General features: G+C 54.5%; 20 protein-coding genes and 4 tRNA genes. 20 read left to right on the top strand and 4 right to left on the bottom strand.

Features of this window, described 5'->3' with window-relative positions:
• The first annotated feature begins 12 nt into the window (after positions 1–12).
• From wzzE to RAC65_RS14210, 13 genes are all read left to right on the top strand, one after another.
• Positions 13–1,062, top strand: coding sequence for an ECA polysaccharide chain length modulation protein (gene wzzE, locus RAC65_RS14270; protein ID WP_375096844.1), 1,050 nt, complete (start codon positions 13–15; stop codon positions 1,060–1,062).
• A 10-nt stretch (positions 1,063–1,072) separates the two neighbouring features.
• The gene (gene wecB, locus RAC65_RS14265; protein WP_033737347.1) at positions 1,073–2,203 is read left to right on the top strand and encodes a non-hydrolyzing UDP-N-acetylglucosamine 2-epimerase; all 1,131 of its coding nucleotides are present in this window, start codon (positions 1,073–1,075) and stop codon (positions 2,201–2,203) included.
• A complete protein-coding gene (wecC, locus tag RAC65_RS14260) occupies positions 2,200–3,459 on the top strand; it encodes a UDP-N-acetyl-D-mannosamine dehydrogenase (protein ID WP_110268648.1) in 1,260 nt (419 codons plus the stop codon). The genes wecB and wecC overlap by 4 nt, the downstream gene beginning before the upstream one ends.
• Positions 3,460–3,494: 35 nt before the next feature.
• Positions 3,495–4,202, top strand: a complete 708-nt coding sequence (gene rffC / locus RAC65_RS14255; RefSeq protein ID WP_133745812.1) for a dTDP-4-amino-4,6-dideoxy-D-galactose acyltransferase — start codon at positions 3,495–3,497, stop codon at positions 4,200–4,202.
• Positions 4,189–5,319, top strand: coding sequence for a dTDP-4-amino-4,6-dideoxygalactose transaminase (gene rffA, locus RAC65_RS14250; RefSeq protein ID WP_205958934.1), 1,131 nt, complete (start codon positions 4,189–4,191; stop codon positions 5,317–5,319). Before rffC ends, rffA begins: the two co-directional genes overlap by 14 nt.
• Positions 5,319–6,569 carry a lipid III flippase WzxE gene (gene wzxE, locus RAC65_RS14245; protein ID WP_039339227.1) on the top strand — a complete coding sequence of 417 codons (1,251 nt, stop codon included), beginning with the start codon at positions 5,319–5,321 and terminating at the stop codon, positions 6,567–6,569. The genes rffA and wzxE overlap by 1 nt, the downstream gene beginning before the upstream one ends.
• Positions 6,566–7,633 (top strand): TDP-N-acetylfucosamine:lipid II N-acetylfucosaminyltransferase, encoded by a 1,068-nt coding sequence (locus RAC65_RS14240; protein ID WP_375096815.1) that lies wholly within the window; start codon positions 6,566–6,568, stop codon positions 7,631–7,633. The genes wzxE and RAC65_RS14240 overlap by 4 nt, the downstream gene beginning before the upstream one ends.
• Positions 7,630–8,973 (top strand): ECA oligosaccharide polymerase, encoded by a 1,344-nt coding sequence (gene wzyE, locus RAC65_RS14235; RefSeq protein WP_164482730.1) that lies wholly within the window; start codon positions 7,630–7,632, stop codon positions 8,971–8,973. The genes RAC65_RS14240 and wzyE overlap by 4 nt, the downstream gene beginning before the upstream one ends.
• Before the next feature lie 42 nt (positions 8,974–9,015).
• Positions 9,016–9,756, top strand: a complete 741-nt coding sequence (gene wecG, locus RAC65_RS14230; RefSeq protein WP_006121441.1) for a lipopolysaccharide N-acetylmannosaminouronosyltransferase — start codon at positions 9,016–9,018, stop codon at positions 9,754–9,756.
• Between the two features lie 157 nt (positions 9,757–9,913).
• Positions 9,914–9,990, top strand: a tRNA-Arg gene (locus RAC65_RS14225).
• A 95-nt stretch (positions 9,991–10,085) separates the two neighbouring features.
• Positions 10,086–10,161, top strand: a tRNA-His gene (locus RAC65_RS14220).
• A gap of 16 nt (positions 10,162–10,177) precedes the next feature.
• Positions 10,178–10,264: transfer RNA gene (locus RAC65_RS14215), tRNA-Leu, on the top strand.
• Positions 10,265–10,285: 21 nt separating this feature from the next.
• Positions 10,286–10,362: transfer RNA gene (locus RAC65_RS14210), tRNA-Pro, on the top strand.
• 802 nt (positions 10,363–11,164) lie between these two features.
• Here the strand turns inward: RAC65_RS14210 and hemY are convergent.
• Genes hemY through hemC form a run of 4 tightly spaced genes read right to left on the bottom strand, consistent with a single transcriptional unit; the run spans position 11,165 to position 15,188 of the window.
• On the bottom strand, positions 11,165–12,361 hold the full coding sequence (hemY, locus tag RAC65_RS14205) for a protoheme IX biogenesis protein HemY (protein ID WP_375096814.1): 1,197 nt from the start codon (positions 12,359–12,361) through the stop codon (positions 11,165–11,167).
• A gap of 2 nt (positions 12,362–12,363) precedes the next feature.
• Positions 12,364–13,497, bottom strand: a complete 1,134-nt coding sequence (gene hemX, locus RAC65_RS14200) for a uroporphyrinogen-III C-methyltransferase (protein WP_058701511.1) — start codon at positions 13,495–13,497, stop codon at positions 12,364–12,366.
• 24 nt (positions 13,498–13,521) lie between these two features.
• The gene (gene hemD, locus RAC65_RS14195) at positions 13,522–14,250 is read right to left on the bottom strand and encodes a uroporphyrinogen-III synthase (RefSeq protein ID WP_006121445.1); all 729 of its coding nucleotides are present in this window, start codon (positions 14,248–14,250) and stop codon (positions 13,522–13,524) included.
• Positions 14,247–15,188 (bottom strand): hydroxymethylbilane synthase, encoded by a 942-nt coding sequence (hemC, locus tag RAC65_RS14190; RefSeq protein WP_033737410.1) that lies wholly within the window; start codon positions 15,186–15,188, stop codon positions 14,247–14,249. Before hemC ends, hemD begins: the two co-directional genes overlap by 4 nt.
• Positions 15,189–15,499: 311 nt before the next feature.
• Here hemC and RAC65_RS14185 point away from each other — a divergent pair, with 311 nt between their 5' ends.
• The 7 genes from RAC65_RS14185 to uvrD all read left to right on the top strand — a co-directional run bounded on the left by RAC65_RS14185 (position 15,500) and on the right by uvrD (position 23,790).
• Positions 15,500–18,058: a class I adenylate cyclase gene (locus tag RAC65_RS14185; protein ID WP_033737355.1), complete on the top strand. Its 2,559-nt coding sequence runs from the start codon at positions 15,500–15,502 to the stop codon at positions 18,056–18,058.
• 135 nt (positions 18,059–18,193) lie between these two features.
• A complete protein-coding gene (locus tag RAC65_RS14180) occupies positions 18,194–18,403 on the top strand; it encodes a lipoprotein (protein WP_033737356.1) in 210 nt (69 codons plus the stop codon).
• Between the two features lie 29 nt (positions 18,404–18,432).
• On the top strand, positions 18,433–19,257 hold the full coding sequence (gene dapF, locus RAC65_RS14175; protein ID WP_033737412.1) for a diaminopimelate epimerase: 825 nt from the start codon (positions 18,433–18,435) through the stop codon (positions 19,255–19,257).
• Positions 19,254–19,958, top strand: coding sequence for a DUF484 domain-containing protein (locus RAC65_RS14170; protein WP_006121450.1), 705 nt, complete (start codon positions 19,254–19,256; stop codon positions 19,956–19,958). The genes dapF and RAC65_RS14170 overlap by 4 nt, the downstream gene beginning before the upstream one ends.
• Positions 19,955–20,860 (top strand): tyrosine recombinase XerC, encoded by a 906-nt coding sequence (gene xerC / locus RAC65_RS14165; RefSeq protein WP_375096813.1) that lies wholly within the window; start codon positions 19,955–19,957, stop codon positions 20,858–20,860. Before RAC65_RS14170 ends, xerC begins: the two co-directional genes overlap by 4 nt.
• Positions 20,857–21,573, top strand: coding sequence for a 5-amino-6-(5-phospho-D-ribitylamino)uracil phosphatase YigB (gene yigB / locus RAC65_RS14160; RefSeq protein ID WP_033737361.1), 717 nt, complete (start codon positions 20,857–20,859; stop codon positions 21,571–21,573). Before xerC ends, yigB begins: the two co-directional genes overlap by 4 nt.
• A 54-nt stretch (positions 21,574–21,627) precedes the next feature.
• Positions 21,628–23,790: a DNA helicase II gene (gene uvrD, locus RAC65_RS14155; protein ID WP_039339236.1), complete on the top strand. Its 2,163-nt coding sequence runs from the start codon at positions 21,628–21,630 to the stop codon at positions 23,788–23,790.
• Positions 23,791–23,817 lie beyond the last annotated feature (27 nt).

The following is a 23,817-nucleotide window of genomic DNA, read 5'->3' as shown; positions in this document are numbered from 1 at the left end:
GATGACGCTGTGATGCCTGCAAACGTTGTGGAGAACGAACTGGATATTCGCGGCCTGTGCTGCCGCTTGTGGCGCGGAAAGCACTGGATAGTCGGTTGCGCAGTGCTGTTTGCAGTGGCAGCCTGGCTGGCGACGCTGCTGATGAAACAGGTATGGAGCACAACGGCGATTACAGGACGTCCAACAGTGAATATGCTGGGCTCGTACTATTCACAGCAGCAGTTTCTCAATAACCTGGATTTACGCAATGACGCCGTGACGTTAACCAGCGCGTCTCCCAACGTGATGGATGAGGTTTATCATGAGTTTCTGGTGCAGCTTTCCTCCTGGGATACTCGTCGCGAGTTCTGGCTGCAAACCGACTATTACAAAAGCCGGAAAAGCGGCAATGCGCACAATGATGCGGTCCTGTTAGATGAGCTAATTGATAACATCCAGTTTACGCCAGCGGATACCGCGCGTAACACGTTCGACAGCGTCAAACTGAAAGCGGAAACGGCGAGCGATGCCAACAACCTGTTGCGTCAGTACATTGCCTATGCCAGTGAGCGCGCAGCACGTCATCTCAACGCGGAGCTAAAAGGTGCGTGGCAGGCACGAGATGCGCAACTTCAGGCACAGGTCAGGCGTCAGGAAGCTGTGGCGAATGCCGTCTTCCAGCGTCGCATTCATCGTCTGGAACAGGCGCTGAAGGTGGCCAGCCAAAAAGGAATTACTGAAAAACAGACGAATGAAGTCAGTGAGAGTCTTGCTGACAGCGACCTGTTTTTAATCGGTCAGCCGCTATTGCAGGGGCAACTCGACACCCTGCGTGCGACGGGACCGAGCTTTGATATAAGCTACGATCAAAATAAAGCGATGCTGACGACACTGGATGCAGGACCTGCGTTAACCAACAAATTTCAGACCTACCGTTATTTACGTACACCGGAAGAGCCGGTGTCACGTGACAGCCCACGCCGGGTATTTATGATGGTGATGTGGGGCGCGGTAGGGGCACTGGTTGGCGCCGGTGTGGCACTGGCACGTCGTCGGCGACCCATGTCAGATACACAAGATTGAGAGAAACAGTGTGAAAGTTCTGACAGTTTTTGGCACCCGACCTGAAGCCATTAAGATGGCACCACTCGTTCAGGCCCTGGCACAGGATCCGGCTTTTGAATCACGGCTGTGCGTAACCGCACAGCACCGTGAAATGCTCGATCAGGTGCTGAGCTTATTTCAGCTTCAACCTGACTACGACCTCAATATTATGCGGCCTGAACAAGGATTAACGGAAATAACCTGCCGTATCCTGCAAGGCATGCACACCGTCCTTCTCGATTTCAAACCCGACATTGTTCTGGTTCACGGTGACACCACAACCACGCTGGCGGCCAGTCTGGCTGCGTTCTATCAACAAATACCTGTCGGCCATGTTGAAGCGGGTTTAAGGACAGGCGATCTGGCATCGCCGTGGCCTGAAGAGGGCAATCGTAAACTGACAGGCCATCTGGCACGGCTGCATTTCACGCCAACCTCCCGTTCCCGACAGAACCTGCTGGATGAAAATCTGCCCGATGACAGCATTGTGATTACCGGCAATACGGTGATTGATGCCCTGCTGTGGGTGCGCGATCGGGTACTGGATGATAACGCCATTAATGCGCAACTGGCTGCACGTTATCCGTTTCTGGATGAAAACAAAAAGCTGGTACTGGTAACGGGCCATCGGCGGGAAAGTTTTGGCGGGGGGTTTGAGCGTATTTGTAGCGCTTTAGCCGAAATTGCGCGTCAGCACCCTGAGGCGCAGATCGTTTATCCTGTGCATCTCAACCCGAATGTCCATGAGCCCGTTAACCGCATTCTGCGCGACATCAAGAACATAGTACTGATTGAGCCGCAGGAGTATCTGCCGTTTGTCTGGCTCATGAATCGTGCCTGGCTCATTCTCACCGATTCTGGCGGAATTCAGGAAGAAGCGCCTTCACTGGGTAAACCCGTTTTGGTGATGCGTGAAACCACGGAACGGCCAGAGGCGGTTGACGCGGGAACAGTAAAGCTGGTGGGAACGGATACGGCGAAGATTGTTGCCGAAGTCAGCGCATTACTGAATGACGACGAGGCCTGGCAGACCATGAGCCGCGCCCATAATCCCTATGGGGATGGCAATGCCTGCGGGCGAATCTTACAAGCCTTAAAAGATAACAGAGCCAACTTATGAGTTTTGAAACCATTTCCGTCATTGGACTGGGTTACATTGGGCTGCCTACCGCAGCCGTTTTTGCCTCAAAGGGAAAAAAAGTGGTGGGCGTTGATATCAATGCCCGGGCTGTTGACACCATCAACCGCGGTGCCATTCATATCGTCGAACCCGATCTGGAACAGGTGGTGCAGGCAGCCGTTGCGCGTGGCGATTTACGTGCCACCACGCAACCGGAAGCGGCGGATGCCTTTTTGATTGCCGTCCCTACGCCCTTCCAGGCCGATCGCCAGCCCGACTTACGTTTTGTGCAGGCGGCCGCAATATCCATCGCACCGGTTTTGAAAAAAGGCGATCTGGTGATTCTGGAGTCGACGTCTCCGGTAGGCAGTACCGAGCAGATGGCGGAGTGGCTGGCTGCCGCGCGGCCTGATTTACGTTTCCCCCAGCAGGGCGATGAACCGGACGTTTTTATTGCTTACTGCCCTGAGCGTGTTTTGCCCGGCCAGATCATGGTCGAGCTGATTAAAAACGATCGTGTTATTGGCGGCATGACGCCAGCCTGTTCTGCCCGTGCCAGCGCGTTATATCGTCTTTTTCTCCAGGGCGAGTGCGTGGAAACTCATGCCCGTACCGCCGAAATGTGCAAGCTGACCGAAAACAGCTTCCGGGACGTAAACATTGCGTTTGCCAATGAGCTGTCCCTGATCTGTGCTGAGCAGCAGATTAATGTCTGGGAGCTTATTGCGCTGGCAAACCGTCATCCTCGTGTGAATATTCTGCAACCCGGTCCCGGCGTAGGCGGACACTGCATTGCCGTCGACCCCTGGTTTATCGTGGCGCAGAACCCTGACTTAGCGCGACTGATCCGTACCGCCCGCGAAGTGAATGATGCCAAGCCACACTGGGTACTGGAGCAGGTAAAAAAAGCACTGGCAGACTGTCTGACGCAAACCGATAAGCGCGCCAGCGATCTGACGATTGCCTGTTTTGGCCTGGCGTTTAAGCCAAATATTGATGACCTGCGTGAAAGCCCGGCGATGGAAGTCGCCCATTTGATTGCAGACTGGCATCAGGGCCGTACCTGGGTGACTGAACCGCATATTGAGCAGATTCCCGAACGTCTGGAAACGCAGGCCACGCTGGTGTCAACAGAGCAGGCGCTGCAACAGGCCGATATTCTGGTGATGCTGGTCGATCATCAGGCGTTCCGCGCCATTGATGCGGCGCACGTGACCCAGCAATGGGTCGTTGATACGAAAGGTGTCTGGCGCTGAAAATAGACGCTGATTAACAAAGCTCTGAGGAACACATGTCCGTTCACGTTAAGGTCAATCCCCTCGACTGGGAGAGCCAGTTTTTCGGCATCCAGTCTGTCAGACTGGAAACGGGTGGAACATTGCCGCTGGAAAGCGCGCTTCAGCATCCTTGTGCGTTGTTTCAAATTAAAGTGCCCGCTGATCAGACCGCCACTATTGACGCCCTGAATCAACATCAGTTCCAGTTGGTGGAGGGCGAGGCGGAGTTGTCCCTCACGATTAAACGAACCGAGCGGCAAACGGGGGTTCGTATTGCCCGTCAAGGCCAGATCCCCGCACTGCGTGAGGCGGCTTCTCAGGCTTTCCGCCAGAGTCGGTTTCGTTCGCCGTGGTTTGCGCCAGATGAGAGCGGACGTTTTTACGCGCAGTGGATTGAAAATGCGGTACTTGGCACCTTTGATCATCAGTGTCTGGTGGCCTGCGATGACAGCGGTGCGCTGCAGGGATTCGTGTCTTTGCGTGAGGTAGATGGCGATGCCCGCATTGGCTTACTTGCTGTCGTGCCTGCGGCGCAGGGGCAAAGCATTGGTCAGCGCCTGATGCTGGCGGCAGCTGACTGGGGACGTGTACGCCAGCTCGATCGGCTGCGCGTCGCAACACAAATCAGCAATCTCACGGCGATGCGTCTTTATTTACGCAGTGGTGCACGACTGGAAAGCACGGCGTACTGGTTTTACAGGAGAGGTCATGATTCCCTTTAATGCGCCCCCGGTTGTGGGCAGCGAAATCGACTATATGCAGTCGGCCATGAGCAGCGGCAAGCTCTGCGGCGATGGTGGTTTTACGCGCCGTTGCCAGCAGTGGATGGAACAGCGTTTCGGCAGTGCAAAAGTGTTACTGACGCCTTCCTGTACCGCATCACTGGAAATGGCGGCATTGCTGATCGATATTCAACCCGGCGATGAGGTCATCATGCCGAGTTACACCTTTGTGTCCACTGCGAATGCCTTTGTACTCAGGGGCGCAAAAATCGTGTTTGTGGATGTGCGCCCTGACACGATGAATATGGATGAAACGCTCATCGAAGCCGCCATCACGGATAAAACGCGTGCTATCGTACCGGTACATTATGCCGGCGTTGCCTGTGAGATGGACACGATCATGGCGCTGGCGGCCCAGTACAAGCTGTTTGTCATTGAAGATGCTGCGCAGGGCGTGATGTCACGTTATAAAGGGCGGGCCTTAGGCACTATCGGTCATATCGGCTGCTTTAGTTTTCACGAAACCAAAAACTACACGGCGGGCGGAGAAGGCGGTGCAACGTTGATCAATGATGCCAGCCTGGTTGAGCGTGCGGAAATCATCCGTGAAAAAGGCACCAACCGCAGCCAGTTTTTTCGTGGTCAGGTAGATAAATATACCTGGCGCGATATGGGATCCAGTTATCTGATGGCGGATCTACAGGCGGCTTATCTTTGGGCGCAACTGGAAGCCTCCGAGCGTATTAACCAGCAGCGGTTGCGGTTATGGCAGCGCTACTATAATGCGCTAAAACCGCTGGCAGAAAGCGGCCACATTACCTTGCCCACGGTTCCGGCCGACTGCCAGCACAACGCGCACATGTTCTATATTAAACTGCGCGATCAGGAACATCGTCAGGCGTTGATTAACTGGCTTAAAGAGGCCGAAATCCTGGCCGTTTTCCATTATATTCCGCTGCACACTTCACCTGCTGGCCTGCAGTTTTCCCGTTTTGCGGGCGATGACCGCTTCACCACGGCCGAAAGTGAGCGCTTATTGCGGCTGCCGCTGTTTTTTAACCTGTCAGATAATAACCAGAGCACGGTTATCAGCTCACTGCTGAGCTTCTTTTCCTGATGTCATTAGCCAAAGCCTCTGTATGGACGGCCTCTTCAACTCTGGTCAAAATTGCCGTGGGCCTGCTGGTGGTCAAGCTGCTGGCGATCAGTTACGGCCCGGAAGGCGTTGGTCAGGCGGGGAATTTTCGACAGTTGATCACGGTGCTGGGCGTTCTGGCGGGGGCCGGGATTTTCAACGGCGTCACAACCTTTGTCGCGCAATATCGCCAGCAACCGCAGCCGTTGCGCGCGCTGGTTGGAACGGCCTCGGCGATGGTGACAGGCTTTTCAACACTGCTGGCGCTGGTTTTTTTGCTTGCTGCAGCCCCTGTCAGTACCGCCTTGTTTGGGCACGATCGCTATCAAAACGTTATCCGTATCGTTGCTTTTTTGCAGTTCGGCATTGCCTGGGCCAATCTCATTCTGGCTTTAATTAAAGGCTACCGGGATGCACAGGGTAATGCGTTGGCGCTGATGACAGGCAGCGTGACTGGCGTAGCCGGTTATATGCTGTGCTGGGGGCTGGGAGGGTACGCGGGCGCATTAACCGGTTTAGCGATGGTGCCGGCATTACTGGTTATTCCTGCCCTGGTGATATTCAGGTATCGTGTGCCGCTGCCCTTAAGCTGGCTGCGTCCGCAGTGGCAGCCTGAGATGGCGCGTCAGCTGGCAAAATATACGCTGATGGCACTGATCACCGCCGTCACGCTTCCGGTTGCCTGGGTCATGATGCGAAACCAACTTGCCGCTCACAACGGCTGGGCTCAGGTCGGTTTATGGCAGGGCGTGACCAGTATTTCCGATGCTTACCTGCAGTTTATTACCGCAACTTTTAGCGTCTGGCTGCTGCCCACGCTGGCCAGGTTAGAAAACAAAACAGAGATTGCACGAGAGATCGGACGGGCATTGCGCTTTGTGTTGCCGGCTGTCGCGGCGGCCAGCCTGATCGTGTGGATAATGCGGGATATCGCTATCCGCCTGCTGTTTTCTGCCGCATTCCATGATATGCGGGATCTGTTCGTCTGGCAGTTGTGTGGGGATGTTTTTAAAGTGGGGGCTTATGTTTTTGGCTATCTGGTCATCGCGAAAGCATCGTTACGTTTTTATGTGCTGACGGAAATCAGTCAGTTTGCGTTACTGACCCTGTTTTCCCGTTGGCTGATTCCGTTACACGGTGCCAGTGGCGCAGCGCAAGCCTATATGTTCACGTACATTACCTATTTCGCGCTCTGCTGTGGCGCCTTTATTCTCTACTGCCGAAGAAAATGACTTTGATTCACGTTTTGGGATCGGATATTCCCCATCACAATCTCACGGTGTTGCGTTTTTTTAATGACGTGATGAGTACCGAACTGCCTGCGCCTGTGGCGCGTCACTTTATGGTGGTCACCAGGCAGCCGGAAAGCCTTATTGGCTTTGATGCATTGCGCATTGAAACGTTTAGCAGCAAGAAAGCGCTCTCTGAAGCACTTTTACGCCGGGCTAAACAGCGCGAGCAGCGTTTCTTTTGCCATGGACAGTTTAATCCCTGGCTGTGGCTGGCGTTACTGAGTGGCAGGCTGCACCGGTCTCAGGTGTACTGGCACGTCTGGGGCGCCGATTTATATGAAGACTCGCGCAGCCTCAAATTCCGCCTGTTTTATTTTCTGCGTCGTATTGCGCAGGGGCGGATTGCTCGTGTCTTCGCGACTGAAGGCGATCTGTATCATTATCAGCAACGCCATCCTTCGGTACCGCGCACCTTACTTTACTTTCCAACCCGTTTACCCACCGCGGCGATAACGCCCCGCCCGGATGACATCCTGACGGTGCTGCTGGGGAATTCAGGCGATGCCAGTAATCGTCATACAGAAGGGCTGGAGGCGATTCGGGCGCAGTTTGGCCAGCATGTGCGTATTGCGGTGCCGCTTGGCTATCCGCCCAATAACGATGAGTATATTGCCCGGATTCAGAATGCCGCTGACAGACTTTTTCCTCAGGGGCAGGTAACGTTACTGCGTGAAAATTTGGCCTTCGATGATTATCTGGCATTGTTGGCGCGCTGCCATTTAGGCTATTTTATGTTCGAGCGGCAGCAGGGCGTAGGCACGTTGTGTTTGTTGATTCAAGCCAATATCCCCTTCGTGCTGACGCGTAAAAATCCTTTCTGGCGTGATGTCACCGCGCAACAGCTTCCGGTCCTGTTCAGCGATGATGCGCTGACGCCTGCTATCGTTGCAGAAGCGCGCCGACAGCTCATGGGATGCGACAAGCAGCACGTTGCGTTTCTGGCGCCGGGCTATCTCGTGGGTTGGCAGGCGGCGTTGCGCCTTTGCGAAGGAGAGCCTTCATGAGTCTACTGGCGTTTAGTGGTCTGCTGTTAGTCTATGTGCTGTCACTCATGATCATCGTCACGCTGAATGTACGCGAGATGAAACAGGAACGATTTAACTTTCACCTGTTTTTTACCTTGCTGTTTCTGCTGACCTTTTATTTTGGGTTTCCACTTACCAGCATTCTGGTGTTTCGTTTTGACACTCAGGTGGTGCCGGCCGATTTTTTACTGCAGGCGATGCTGTCTGCCACAGCGTTTTATGTCATTTACTTTGTCAGTTACAAGGTCCGTCTCAGGCCGATGGCGACATCACCTGCCCGGCCCTGGCTACAGATGAACCGTGTGGAGACGCATTTGACCTGTGGCCTGCTGGCGCTGGTCGCCATCGCGACCGTGACGGTTTTTTTCATCCATAACGGCTTTTTATTATTTCGCCTCACAGCCTATAACCAGATCTTTTCCAGTGAGGTTTCCGGTGTCGCTCTGAAGCGCTTTTTCTATTTCTTTATTCCGGCGATGTTGATCCCGTATTTTTTACATCCTACACGCCGTAACTGGCTGCTCTTTCTGATTGTCACCGTCAGTTTTGGCTTGCTGACCTATGCGCTGGTTGGCGGGACGCGTGCCAATATCATCATCGCTTTTGCGCTGTTTCTGTTTATCGGAATTACGCGTGGCTGGATAACCTTATGGATGCTGGCCGTCGCTGGCGTGATGGCCATTGCCGGTATGTTCTGGCTGGCGCTGCGACGCTATAACCTGGACGTAATGGGCGCAGAAGCGTTTTATACCTTTCTTTATCTGACCCGGGACACTTTTTCGCCTTGGGAAAATCTGGCGTTGCTGCTCGAAAATTACCATAAAATCGATTTTCAGGGTTTAGCGCCCATGTGGCGTGATTTCTATGTATTTATCCCGTCATGGCTGTGGCCCGATCGTCCTCTGACCGTCCTGAACAGTGCCAACTATTTCACATGGGAGGTGCTTAATAACCATTCAGGTCTGGCGATCTCTCCTACCTTGATCGGTTCACTGCTGGTGATGGGCGGTATTGGGGCGATAGTGCCAGGTGCTGTGGCTGTAGGCTTAATAATTAAAGGCTTTGATAGCTTGTATAAGCGCGGACGCAGTGAGTCGAATCACTATACGGGGGCCATTCTGCAAAGTTTTTGTTTTGGTGCGGTATTCAACATGATTGTACTGGCGCGTGAAGGGCTGGATGCATTTGGCTCCCGCGTGGTGTTTTTTTGCCTTATTTTTGCGGCCTGCCTGGCGGTGGCGAAACTGCTTTACGGATTACTGAATCATGTCGGTCTGATTCGCAGCCGTAGAGAACGTCCGCTGCATAGCCCATCCTGACGCTGATGCACCTCTGGTATGAAAGGGAAAAACAATAAAGATATGAGTACGCACACCGGTACACCACGCTACGAGATTCGCGGTATCACCCTGTACGGTTTCGACAGCATGACAGCGTTTGTCGATTTTTTGATGCCCCCATCCGGTATCCGTACAGGTACGTTGGTGGCCATTAATGCGGAAAAGGTTTTGAGTGCTGAACGGGATGCGGCGTTGAGCGCCCAAATCCAGCAGGCCGAATTCAATTATCCTGATGGCATCAGTATTGTACGGTCGATTCGAAAGAAATATCCCCAGGCCTCCGTGCAGCGCATCGCGGGTGCCGATCTGTGGGAAGCCTTAATGCAACGCGCTGGCCGCGAGGGGACACCGGTGTTTTTGATTGGTGGCCGTGAGGCGGTATTGGATGAAACGTGCGCGAAGCTGCGTCGTCAGTGGAACGTCAACATCGTCGGTGCCCAGAACGGTTATTTTGTCCCGTCTGAACGTGAGGCGCTGTGTGCCCGTATTGCAGCGAGCGGCGCAAAGCTGGTGACGGTAGCGATGGGCTCACCACGCCAGGAGCTTTTCATGGCGGATTGCCAGAGGCAGTGGCCAGAGGCGCTGTATATGGGCGTAGGCGGCACCTACGATGTCTTTACGGGACACGTAAAGCGTGCGCCTGTCTTCTGGCAAAAACTGGGGCTGGAGTGGCTCTATCGCTTGCTCGTGCAGCCCAGTCGCTTGCGCAGGCAGTTAAAGCTGGTGAAATACCTGCGTTATCACTGGCGTGGCGATCTGTGATATCGCTGATTAATGCCAGAATTTCGCGTCCGCACAGGCGTAAATGCGTTATTTGTCGACGAAATGCACAAAGCGTAATCAAACGCGCTATTTTCTTTAAAAAGCACTAGACAGGATGGGCGCTTATCTCTAGTATGCACATCCGCAACGGCGCTACGCGCCCGTAGCTCAGCTGGATAGAGCGCTGCCCTCCGGAGGCAGAGGTCTCAGGTTCGAATCCTGTCGGGCGCGCCATTTAGTTTGTGCGTATGAGCTTCGGTGGTATCAGTACCGCGTTAGGTAGAAAGATTTAAATGCTGTAGGTTTGACTTACAACATTCAGTACAGTGGTGGCTATAGCTCAGTTGGTAGAGCCCTGGATTGTGATTCCAGTTGTCGTGGGTTCGAGTCCCATTAGCCACCCCAGATTTTGCTGGGATACGCGAAGGTGGCGGAATTGGTAGACGCGCTAGCTTCAGGTGTTAGTGTCTTAACGGACGTGAGGGTTCAAGTCCCTCTCTTCGCACCAGGCAAAACAAATTAAAAAAATCGGCGAGTAGCGCAGCTTGGTAGCGCAACTGGTTTGGGACCAGTGGGTCGGAGGTTCGAATCCTCTCTCGCCGACCATTTTTAGAAACCTGTCTGAGAAGACAGGTTTTTTTTCGGCCGTACAAAAGAGGGTGAAGACCACCGAAGGCGGTTTGTGCCGGGCGAAGCGAGGCAACGTTGCGAATGCAAAAACCTGCACAGGAAGCATAGTCTTCTCTCACCAGAACGGTCTGCACAAACAGGTTTACCGTCTTGCCGAAAGGGCGATGTGCATCTGTGAGAGCGGTTTCTGGTCAGATGTGGTGAGAAAGAAATTTGGTTTGCGTTTCCGCCGTAAGCGGCGCTATTGCTCGTCTGTCCAGCCTGATTTGCTTACGGTAGTTCCGCGGAAACCGGCATTAAGCGGTTGTCGCAGAATTGAGACGCTTAACGCATTGTTTTAAATGAAGTTGACGCGCCTTTACTTTACGTGTCGCTTATTTGCGACGTAAAGCGAGTGCTGTGTCGCATTATCCCGACAATTCCCAGGCAGCGCGCAAAGAGTGATAAAATTATTTATTGCTAATTCCTTGTTTTAATTTAATAAAAAAATAAAAAGCGCAACTGGCATGGATTATGCAATAATTAATGCGTAGATGCTCATTCCACCTCTTATGTCTGCTTCGGCTACATAAACTTGGGAATGACGCAGAGCCAATTTTGGGTACCTGTTGTCTGCCTGCCTGTATCGCGAAAGCCTTACAGGATTAACAGACACCACGTTGAGTCGGGTACCTCTCGGTTGTCAAACCGACCTGATTTTACACCTGCTTTCGGCAGGTGTTTTTTTTTGTCTCAACCTGTGGGCGTAAAAAAACCGGGCGAACCCGGTTTTAACAGATCAGGCATCGGGATTGTTCTTCAGCGTCAGTAACAGACCTTCACGACGCATTTTTGCGGCGTCTTCCGGACGGCGCAGACGATCATACACATCCGCCAGCCAGGCGTAGTCAAAAGCGTCGGGGCGCTGCGCCAGCGCCTGTTGCAGGGCTTCCGCTGCCTGCTGCCATTCACCATGGCGCATCAGTAACTGACCCAGTGTGCTGTGCAGTAAAGGCGTGGCACCATGCTGCTTAATTTGCTGACGTAACGCTTTTTCCAGCGCTTCCGGGTTACCGCTTTTAAGGCGCGGCGTCAACAGGACAAGACGATCGTCGTAATGACGTTTCAGCCCATCCAGCAGAATCTCCTGAGCGGTATCGTGATCGTCACACTCAATCAAATGGTCAATCATCGCCACCTGCAACGAGGTCTCATGGCGTGTTTTACGGCTCAGATTTCCCCACCAGCGTTTTAATCCCTCACTGCCCTGATCGGCCATCGCCTGATTCATCAGACCCAGCCAGGCCTGTTGTTGCAGTGCAGCGCGGTGCTCTTCACTGCCAATCTGCGTTTTTTCCATGGACGGGAGGATATCGAGCAGGGCGCTCCAGGCACTGGTACGAATATAGGCCTGCTCGGCCAGGCGCAGGACTTCCGGATGACGCGGAGCCACTTCGAGTAAACGATCAATACTGTGGCGGGCAGCGTGATCTTCATGTCGCGCCAGCTGGATGCGGGTTCGGGTAATCTCGACCGGGATAACATCATTACCAGCCAGTTCAGCTGCCCGTTCAAGATGCTGATTAGCCCGCATTTCGTCGCCTCGTTGCTGAGCCGCTTCTGCCGCGAGCAAATAGTTTGCGACAGGAACATCAGCATGATCGGCGTCTTTGGACAGCAGCTTTTCTACCTGCCTGAAATCACCTTCTGCCAGTTTAAGCAGGGCGTTTTGTGTCTGGCGCTGTGCACGACGGCGCTTGCGTCCGGTAAACCAGCCACGGGTACGGGCACCCGTCCGAAACAGGCGACGCAGCAGCCACTCCACCGCCAGAATCACTAACAAACTGATAATCAGGATAATGGCAAGGCCGGTCACACTGGTTTCCACATTCCAGTTGTCGGTCTGGATCAGCACATAGCCCTGATGGCCGGCAATCATCGGCCCCAGCACAATCCCTGCAATCAACAGGACAAAGAGGATAAATACCTTAAGCATGATCAGCCTCCCTGCTGGTTTGCGGCGGCAGAGGGTTGTGCCATCAGGTTACGCACGCGCGTTTGCATCAGTTGTTCAAGCAACGGCTGGCTTTCCAGACTGTCTGGCAGATCCATATTGATATCTTGCTGGCTAAGTTCATCCAACTGGGCCAGAAACGCTTTTGTCGAGGCATCGTTCGTATCATACCAGGCACGCACCCATGTTGAGACGGTTTCCAGCGACTGCTTGTAGATCTCCTCCTGATGACGCGGCACGGCCTGGGCCGCGATCAGCAGACGAGAACGAATGTTTTCGCGAAGGTAAACGTCCTGATTCGGGGCCAGTAAGGGCTGGGCAGTGTTGTCCCGGCGACGGATGGTAATAAAGTCATCCATAAAATTGTGCCAGCTCTTCACCAGGTTCTGACGCCATTCGCGAATAGAGCCAGAAAGTTCACCGTTGTCGCTGTCCATCGGCGCGTCATCGCTGTCGTTATCGGCCAGACGTAAATTATCCACGTTGTTTGATAGCTGATTAAGCTTCAGGATAATGCCGTCGTAGTCCACCTGGGAGATAGCCGAAAGCGTACTGATATCCTGCGTCAACGCGCGACGCACATTCATGACGCTGGGATCGTTCATATCTGCCAGGCTGGCATCAGCGCTTTTCAGCAACGCTGCGGCCGTGGTGACATCCTGATCGCTCCACAACTTACGACCCGCCAGTTTCACCAGATAATCTGCCTGAGCCACCAGCCAGCTGCGCACGTCGTTTCCTGAAATGGAGGCTAACTTTTCGCGCAACGCCTGCAGCGCTTTCTCAGAAGCCACCTGTTGTGCCTGAGCGGTCTCTAACGCTTTTTCTGTGGTGCTCAGCTGCTGAGAAAGCTGCTGTTTATCGCTGTTTGCCTGCTGCTGTAGCTTGGCAAGCTGTTCGCTCAGACTCTGATTGGTTTGTGCCTGCAATTCGGCCTGGTGTTTATCGTTCAGGTATAAACCTGCGCCAATCGCCAGAGCGATGACGATCGCGACCGCTCCCAGGACCATGCCGCCGTTCTTTTGCTTGCGGGGTGGTTGTTCCTGAAGAGAAGCATCGCGATCAACCGCTGGTGTAGTTTCTTCAACCACGGCGGAGGTGTCTTTTTGTTCCGTCATATCTGGCACATCCCATTGTTAAGTTCAACATAACGCGCGCAGTAGCGCATCGTTATCGGCACCTTCGGCTACGTGAATATCCTGCCAACCAAGATTGGCGGCCACAGAAGCCAAACGTTCGCTGACGACAATCAGTCGGCAGCGGAGCAGCCATTCCTCGCGATCAACCTCGGGGAACAGCGAATACAGTTGATGCAACATTTCGCCGCTGGTGACGACCAGCGTAGAAACATGACGATCGCGCCAGCGGCGGCCTTCGATTGCACCGTCATAATGTTTTTGGCAGCGCTGATAACACTCGGCATAGAAGACCTGCGCGCCCCGTGCCGTCAACGTTTCTGACAGCAGTTCGCGGCCCTGATTGCCACGCAGGATAAGCGCGCGTTTACCTGACACCTGCTGCAACGTGGCCAGCTTGATCAGCGCCTCGCTGGTTTCCTGTGCATGAGGCCAGGTCACCTGTAAGCCACTCACTGTATGAAACGCTAACGCGGTACTGCGACCAATTGCATAATAGTCCAGGTCTGCGGGCCATGCTTTGACAGCATGCTGTGTATAGTGGATAACCTGCTGCGAGAGCAGAAAGACCATATCGCCCCGGCGCAGCGTGGTTAGCGAAGCCGGTAATGAGGGCAGGTCAGCTCCCGGCGCGAATTCGATCAGGGGCAGGCTCCACGCCTGTTTACCCTGGGCGTGCAGTCGGGAGACCAGCTCTGCCGCTGCGGGTTCCGGGCGCGTGACCAGAATCGTCATACGGGGGGTTGTCCCTGATAAACGTCGTGCAGAATTTCACGCGCGCCGTTGTTAAGCAGTTCTTCGGCCAGCGAGATTCCCATCTGCTCGGCCTGAGACCGTGGCCCGCGGCGCTCGCCGCTTACAACGGTACTGCCGTCCGGCGCGCCAACCAGACCCCGGAGCCAGAGCTCATCACCATTCAGCACCGCAAAACTGCCGATAGGTACCTGACAGCCGCCTTCCAGACGGGTATTCATGGCGCGCTCAGCTTTGACACAGACAGCCGTATCATCATGATTCAGTGCCTGTAGTAACCCAATTAAGGTGCTGTCATCCAGGCGGCATTCGATGCCCACCGCACCCTGGCCGACGGCTGGCAGTGAAATTTCAGCCGGCAGTAGCTGGCGAATTCGCGCTTCCAGCCCCAGGCGGTTAAGGCCGGCGGCGGCAAGGATAATGGCGTCATAGTCGCCAGCATCAAGCTTACTTAACCGCGTGCCGACATTGCCGCGCAGCGAGCGAATGACCAGGTCGGGACGGCGTGCACTGATCTGACACTGACGGCGCAGGCTGGACGTACCAATCACCGCGCCATGAGGAAGCTCGTCGATCGACGCGTAATGATTTGAGACAAAGGCGTCGCGTGGGTCATCACGCTGGCAAATGGTGACCAGGCCCAGGCCTGCCGGGAACGCTACGGGCACATCTTTCATCGAATGCACGGCCAAATCGGCACGGTTCTCCAGCATCGCCTGCTCAAGTTCTTTGACAAACAGCCCCTTACCGCCCACCTTAGCCAGCGGCGTATCCAGGATGATGTCGCCTTTGGTCACCATGGGCACCAGTTCAACCTGTAAACCCGGATGGGCGCTCATCAAACGCTGCTGTACATATTGTGCTTGCCACATGGCAAGAGGGCTTTGTCGTGTAGCAATTCTGAAAATTTTGTTTAACATGCCGTTAACCATTTAGATCGTTCATCGAATATCCTATCATCGTTGAGGGAAGGCTGTCAGTTTCAACGGATTGAAAAGAACCGCCCGCAGATTAAACCTGAGATATCAGGCAGTAATCGCAGGCCGCTCGTTGGGTGTGCGAAAAGTAGACGAAACCGTGCTAAAATAGCGGTAGCGTAACTTTCTTTACGGTCAATCCGGCGAGTGATAGATTGATCACGTTTCCAGCAATAATCTGCACGACATCTTTATAATAAGTGGCAGAGAGCGGAAGCAGGGTGCTTAACTCCAGGACAACCAGGCGAAACGTCTTGTACCTCTATATTGAGACACTGAAACAGAGACTGGATGCAATTAACCAGCTGCGCGTAGATCGCGCGCTGGCTGCAATGGGACCCGCTTTTCAGCGAGTCTACAGTCTGCTGCCGATCTTATTACATTATCAACATCCGCTGATGCCGGGTTACCTCAAAGGTAACGTTCCACATGGCATCAACGTCTTCACGCCTGATGAAAACCAACTGCAGCTACTGGCCGAGTTAACAGGCGAGCAAGAACTTACCCTGGTCGACGCGCCAAAAGGCGAACTGCCCATTACCGGTATTTACTCGATGGGCAGTACCTCCTCTGTTGGACAAAACAGCGTGTCCGATCTGGATATCTGGGTGTGCCATCAATCCTGGCTGGATAATGAAGAGCGCCTCAATCTGCAGCGCAAATGTGCGCTGTTGCAAAAATGGTGCGCCTCCATGGGCATCGAAGTCAGCTTCTTCCTGATCGATGAAAACCGCTTCCGCCATAACGAAAGCGGGAATCTTGGCGGTGAGGACTGCGGTTCCACTCAGCATATACTGCTGCTGGACGAGTTCTACCGCACAGCCGTGCGCATGGCAGGTAAACGTATCCTGTGGAATATGGTGCCGGGCGAAGAAGAGCATCACTATGATGACTATGTGATGTCGCTCTACGCGAAAGGCGTGCTCACGCCCAACGAGTGGCTTGATTTAGGCGGCCTCAGTACCCTGTCAGCGGAAGAGTATTTTGGTGCCAGCCTGTGGCAGTTGTATAAAAGTATCGACTCACCTTACAAAGCAGTCCTGAAAACGCTGCTGCTTGAAGCCTACAGCTGGGAATACCCGGACACTAAACTGCTGGCGATGGACATCAAACAGCGACTGCACGATGGCGAGATCGTCTGTTTCGGTCTGGATCCTTACTGCATGATGCTGGAGCGCGTTACGCATTATCTCACCAGTATCGACGATCAGCCGCGGCTCGATTTAGTACGCCGCTGCTTCTATCTGAAAGTATGCGAAAAACTCAGTACGGATGACCATCAGCAACGTAGCGGCTGGCGTCGTGAAATTCTGTCGCAGCTGGTGAAATCCTGGGGTTGGGACGATGAAAAGCTCGCCATTCTGGACAACCGTGCCGAATGGAAAATCGAACGCGTCCGCGAAGCGCATAATGAGTTGCTCGATGCCATGATGCAAAGCTATCGCAATCTTATCCGCTTTGCCCGCCGCAACAATTTAAGCGTCAGTGCCAGCCCGCAGGATATCGGCGTGCTGACCCGTAAATTGTACGCTGCCTTTGAGGCTTTGCCGGGCAAGGTGACGCTGGTTAATCCGCAGATTTCCCCCGACCTGTCCGAATCCAACCTGACCTTTATTCATGTGCCGGCGGGCCGCGCCAATCGTCCAGGCTGGTATCTGTATAATCAGGCGCCGGATATGAGCTCGATCATCAGTCACCAGCCACTGGAATATAACCGCTATCTCAATAAGCTGGTGGCCTGGGCATGGTTCAATGGTCTGCTGACCAGCAAAACCCGTCTGCATATCAAAGGCAACGAGTTGTGTGATCTGGCGCGCCTGCAGGAGCTGGTTGATGATGTCTCCAGCCATTTCCCGCTGCGCCTGCCTGCACCCACGCCCAAAGCGCTCTACAGCCCCTGTGAAATTCGTCACCTGGCGATCATCGTTAACCTTGAGCACGATCCGACCTCGGCGTTCCGTAACCAGGTGGTGCATTTTGATTTCCGTAAGCTCGATGTCTTCAGCTTTGGCCAGCAGCAGCAATGTTTAATTGGCAGCATTGACCTGCTGTACCGTAACTCATGGAATGAAGTGCGTACGCTGCACTTTAGTGGCGAACAGGCGATGATAGAAGGTCTGAAGACCATCCTGGGTAAAATGCATCAGGATGCCTCACCGCCAGATACGGTGGAGGTGTTCTGCTATAGCCAGCATTTGCGCGGCTTGATTCGTACCCGTGTGCAGCAACTGGTGTCTGAATGTATTGAACTGCGCCTTTCCAGTACGCGTCAGGAGCCGGGCCGGTTCAAGGCATTACGCATGGCCGGCCAGACCTGGGGTCTGTTCTTTGAACGCATGGGGGTTTCGGTGCAGAAACTGGAAAACGCCGTTGAGTTCTATGGCGCCATATCCAATAACAAGCTGCACGGTTTGTCGATCAAGGTTGAGTCCAATCAGACGCCTTTGCCGCCGGTGGTCAATGGCTACGCCAGCGAAGGGATCATTCAGTTCTTCTTTGAAGACACCACTGACGATCGCGGCTTCAATATCTATATCCTGGATGAAAGTAACCGCGTTGAGGTCTACCACCACTGTGAAGGCAGCAAAGAAGAGCTGGTGCGGGATGTCAGCCGTTTTTACTCGTCGTCACACGATCGTTTTACCTACGGCTCTAGCTTTATCAATTTCAACCTGCCGCAGTTTTACCAAATCGTGAATGTGGGTGACCGTTATCAGGTGATTCCCTTCAGGAATCAGACATTAACGGCGCTGTGCGCCTCACAGCCCGATAACGACAACAACGACTATCAACCACGCTATCAGATGCACTGAGTTCTGCCGGAGGCTTGTGGCGCTCTGCCAGGGCCTGCCACAAGGCTTGCGTGAATTGCTGGGATTTCCTGTTGCTTTTCCAACTTCAACTGCGATGATAAGCATCCAGGACACAGGACATGAAGAGCATAAAGAATGAAGAAAGCGATAAGCCTGTTAGCAATGACACTGGCATTAACAAGCCTTGCAGGCTGTGGATTGAAAGGACCGCTCTACTTCCCACCGCAGGAAACGCCAAAACAAGCCGCGCCCACGTCAGCGCCCACGCAAAAGCAGAAAGCCGAGGCCTCTAAAGCGGATGTGGGCGGTCTGGTGACCGGTGATTCAAGCTCACAAATGAAATAATTCTTATGGCGTATCCGGCGGAGCAAAAAATGCAGTTCTCCAAAATGCACGGTCTCGGCAACGATTTCATGGTTGTGGATGCTGTGACGCAAAACGTCTTTTTCTCGCCGGAACTGATCCGCCGGCTGGCCGATCGCCATTTAGGGGTGGGTTTTGATCAGCTACTGATCGTCGAACCGCCTTATGATCCCGATCTCGACTTCCACTACCGTATTTTCAATGCGGACGGAAGCGAGGTGGCGCAATGCGGTAACGGGGCGCGCTGTTTTGCCCGCTTTGTCCAGCTGAAAGGCCTGACCAATAAAAGCGACATTCGCGTCAGCACCCAGGCGGGCAGAATGGTGCTCAGCGTTACGCCCGACGAGCTGGTCCGCGTGAATATGGGGGAGCCCAATTTTGAGCCCCAGCAGGTGCCTTTCCGCGCTAACAAGGCTGAAAACCTGTACCTGCTTCGCGTGGCGGAGCAGACGGTCATGTTTGGTGCCGTCTCCATGGGAAATCCCCATTGCGTGATTCAGGTCGAAAGCACCAAAACCGCACAGGTCGAGCTGCTGGGACCGATACTGGAAAGCCACGAGCGTTTTCCTGAGCGCGTCAACGTTGGCTTTATGGAAATCATCAACCCTGAACATATCCGGCTGCGTGTTTACGAACGTGGTGCGGGCGAAACGCAGGCGTGCGGCAGCGGTGCCTGTGCAGCGGTGGCCTGTGGCATTCAGCAGGGGATTCTGAGCCAGAAAGTGCGCGTTGATTTGCCAGGCGGTACGTTACACATCGCCTGGAAAGGTGCCGGACAGCCGCTGTTTATGACCGGCCCGGCCACACATGTCTACGATGGGTTTATTCACTTATGAAAAATGTCGAAGAGCAGGTGGAAAACACACCTCTGCTGGACGATGAGGCCGTCAGTGATTATCTGCGACAGCATCCTGATTTCTTTATGCGTAATGCGCGCCAGGTCGAACAGATGGCCGTACCGCATCCGGTTCGCGGCAGTGTTTCGCTGGTGGAATGGCACATGGCGCGCCAGCGCAACCATATTCAACGGCTGGAAGAAGAAATCACCTTGCTGATGGAGCAGGCCACGGCGAACCAGCAACTTTTTGCCCGCCTGCTTGCACTGCAAAGCCATCTTGCCGCCGCGAGTTCACTGCAGGATATGCTGAACCGCTTGCATCGCTGGGCGCGTGAGCTGGGCCTGGCCGGGGCCAATATCCGCCTGTTTAACGATAAGTGGCGGCTGGGTGCGCCCTCTGATTTTGTGCAGCTTGGCCTGGCGCGCCAGGCCTTTGAACCGCTGCGCATTCAGCGCTTCGGTAATGAACAGCACTATCTCGGCAGTATTAATGGCCCCGAACTGCTGCTACTGCTGCCCCAGGCGAAAGCCATCGGCTCGGTGGCCATGTCACTGATGGGCGAACAGGGTGAACTCGGCATCATCATGTTCAGCAGTCGCGACAGCCTGCATTATCAGTCGGGCATGGGAACCTTACTGCTACAGCATCTTTCGCAGATGATGCCGGAATTACTGGAACGTTGGGTGGAGCGCGCATGAGCAGCGTGCTGCAGGAGGCCGTTGACGGATTTCTGCGCTACCTGAAGGTTGAGCGCCAGCTCAGCCCGTTAACGCTGAGCAGCTATGCGCGCCAGCTAGAGGCGTTGGTGAGCATCGCCGATGAAATGAAGGTCGGCGCATGGTCGCAACTCGATCCCGCCATGGTACGCAGTATGGCTGCCCGCAGCCGTCGGGCAGGCCTGGCCTCCAGCAGTCTGGCGCTACGGCTTTCGGCGCTACGCAGTTTTCTTGACTGGCAGGTGAGCCAGGACATGCTGCCCGCCAATCCGGCGAAAGGCATTGCCACACCGCGTAATGGCCGCCATCTGCCCAAAAATATCGACGTCGATGAAGTTAATCAACTGCTGGAAATCGATCTTAACGATCCGCTGGCAATACGCGATCGTACCATGCTGGAAGTGATGTACGGCGGAGGGCTTCGCCTGTCCGAACTGGTCAATATGGACTGCCGCCATGTTGATCTTGAGGCGGGAGAAGTCTGGGTATCAGGAAAAGGCAATAAAGAGCGGCGCGTACCGATTGGACGCACGGCGGTCAACTGGATTCAGCAATGGCTGCCGCACCGTCTCGCCTTTAACGCCGACGACGATGCGCTGTTTCTCTCCAGCCGGGGCAAGCGCATCTCTGCCCGTAATGTTCAAAAACGTTTTGCCGAATGGGGCATTAAACAGGGCGTGAACAGCCATATTCATCCGCACAAGCTGCGTCACTCCTTTGCAACCCATCTGCTGGAATCCAGTGGCGATCTGCGCGCGGTGCAGGAACTCCTTGGTCATGCCAACCTGTCGACGACGCAAATTTATACCCACCTTGATTTCCAGCACCTGGCTTCGGTGTATGATGCTGCGCATCCCCGCGCCAAACGAGGAAAGAGTGAATGAAGTTCTATCGCCCGCTGCGTGCCATCAAAGCGATTACCTTTGATTTAGACGACACGCTGTATGACAACTATCCGGTCATACGTAAAACCACAGAAGCATCGCATGCCGCTCTGCAGGCTTTTCATCCTGCACTGCGTGACGTGACGCCGGATGATGTGGCGACGCTGCGCAATCAACTGCGACTTCGTGAACCTGACATTTATCACGATGTGACAGAATGGCGCCGTCGTACGATAGAGCTGCTTATGACTGACGCGGGCTTAACGGCAGCAGACGCGACAGCGGGCGCCGCCCAGATCATGGAGGTGTTCCATCACTGGCGCAGCCAGGTGGCGATGCCGGCGGAAACCCATGACACGTTGAAAGCGCTGGCGAAAAAAGTCCCGCTGGTAGCGATTACGAATGGTAACGCGCAGCCTGAAAAGCTCGGCCTGTCAGCCTACTTCCAGTTTTCACTGCGTGCTGGCCCAGACGGGCGCGCGAAGCCGTGGCAGGATATGTATCACCTTGCCGCGCAACGCCTGAATATCGCCCCGGGCAGTATTCTTCACGTCGGTGACGATCTCACTACGGATGTGGCAGGCGCGTTACGTTATGGCATGCAAGCCTGCTGGATTAACCTGCGTGAGGGGAATCTGATGCACATTGACGATGCCCGTCTTCTGCCCCACGTTGAAATTTCACAGTTGGCATCACTGACCTCGCTGCTATAATGGCTGTGAATTTATCCAGTCTTATGCTTCGCATTCTCTGACTTATTGGTGCTTATGGACGTTTCTGAACTGCTCGACGGGTTGAATGACAAACAGCGTGCTGCCGTTGCGGCACCGCGCAGCAACCTGCTGGTGCTGGCGGGCGCGGGCAGTGGAAAAACACGCGTTCTGGTGCACCGCATCGCCTGGCTGCTGTCCGTTGAAAACTGTTCACCTTATTCCATTATGGCGGTGACCTTTACCAACAAGGCGGCGGCAGAGATGCGTCACCGTATTGAGCACCTGATCGGCACCAGTCAGGGCGGTATGTGGATTGGCACGTTTCACGGCCTTGCGCACCGTCTGCTGCGTGCGCATCATCTCGACGCGGGCCTGCCGCAGGATTTCCAAATCCTCGACAGTGAAGATCAACTGCGCCTGCTCAAACGCCTGATTAAGGCGATGAATCTGGATGAGAAGCAGTGGCCTGCGCGTCAGGGCATGTGGTACATCAACGGCAAGAAAGATGAAGGTTTACGGCCGAAGCACATTGAAAGCTATGGCAACCCGGTAGAACAGACCTGGCTGCGCATTTATCAGGCCTATCAGGAAGCCTGCGATCGTGCCGGGCTGGTCGATTTTGCCGAGTTGCTGCTGCGGGCCCATGAACTGTGGTTAAACAAGCCCCCTATCCTGAATCACTACCGTGAGCGTTTCAGCAATATTTTGGTGGATGAATTTCAGGATACGAACAACATTCAGTATGCCTGGATTCGTATGCTGGCGGGCGACAGCAGCAAAGTCATTATCGTCGGTGATGACGATCAGTCCATCTATGGCTGGCGGGGGGCGCAGGTTGAAAATATTCAGCGCTTCCTGACGGATTTTCCCGGTGCCGATACCATTCGTCTTGAGCAGAATTACCGCTCCACCAACACGATTCTGAAAGCCGCTAACGCCCTGATTGCCAATAATAATGGCCGACTCGGCAAAGAGCTGTGGACCGATGGCAGCGATGGCGAACCGGTCTCGGTTTACTGCGCCTTCAACGAGCTGGATGAGTCGCGCTTTGTCGTCAATCGCATTAAAGCCTGGATGGAAAATGGCAATGCGCTGGCCGATTGCGCGATTCTTTACCGCAGTAACGCCCAGTCGCGCGTGCTGGAAGAAGCCCTGCTGCAGGCCAGTATGCCCTACCGGATTTACGGCGGCATGCGCTTCTTCGAGCGCCAGGAAATTAAAGATGCGCTGGCCTATCTGCGTCTGATAGCCAACCGCAACGACGATGCGGCCTTCGAGCGCGTTGTCAATACGCCCACACGTGGCGTGGGCGATCGTACGCTGGATGTGGTGCGTCAGACGGCCCGCGAACAGCAGATCACCTTATGGCAGGCAACGCGTGAACTCCTTCAGTCACGCGCGCTCGCCGGCCGTGCCGCCTCTGCCCTGCAACGTTTCTGTGAGCTGGTGGATTCACTGGCAAGCGAAACCGCCGAAATGCCACTGCACGTACAGACCGATCGGGTCATCAAGGATTCCGGTCTGTGGCTGATGTACGAGCAGGAAAAGGGTGAAAAGGGCCAGGCGCGTATCGAAAACCTTGAGGAGCTGGTGACAGCCACGCGCCAGTTTAGCTATCAGGATGAAGATGAAGACCTGATGCCGCTTCAGGCCTTCCTGTCGCATGCCGCGCTGGAAGCCGGCGAAGGGCAGGCGGACAAATGGCAGGATGCGGTACAACTGATGACGCTGCACTCTGCGAAAGGGCTGGAGTTCAGTCAGGTATTTATCGTCGGCATGGAAGAAGGCATGTTCCCCAGCCAGATGGCGCTGGACGAAGGTGGACGGCTGGAAGAAGAGCGCCGCCTGGCTTACGTTGGCGTCACACGTGCCATGATGAAACTGACGCTGACGTACGCGGAAACCCGCCGTCTGTACGGAAAAGAAGTTTACCATCGCCCCTCGCGATTCATTGGTGAGCTGCCCGAAGACTGTATTGAAGAAGTCCGGTTACGCGCCAGCGTTACGCGGCCGGTCAGCCATCAGCGCATGGGCACACCGATCAGCAAAAGCGACACAGGGTTCTCTCTGGGACAGCGCGTTCGTCACGCGAAGTTTGGTGAAGGCACCATCGTGAATCTGGAAGGTAGCGGGGAACACAGCCGCCTTCAGGTGGCATTTCAGGGGCAGGGGATCAAGTGGCTGGTAGCTGCCTACGCCAAACTGGAAACCGTCTAGCCGCCGGTTGACGACTTTTTCGTCTCA

Origin of the sequence: Pantoea sp. BS_8 (genome assembly GCF_041954965.1) — a bacterium.
GTDB lineage: Bacteria > Pseudomonadota > Gammaproteobacteria > Enterobacterales > Enterobacteriaceae > Pantoea > Pantoea stewartii.
The sequence above is the reverse complement of the archived record's forward strand: the minus strand, read 5'-3'. Positions and strand labels throughout refer to the sequence as shown.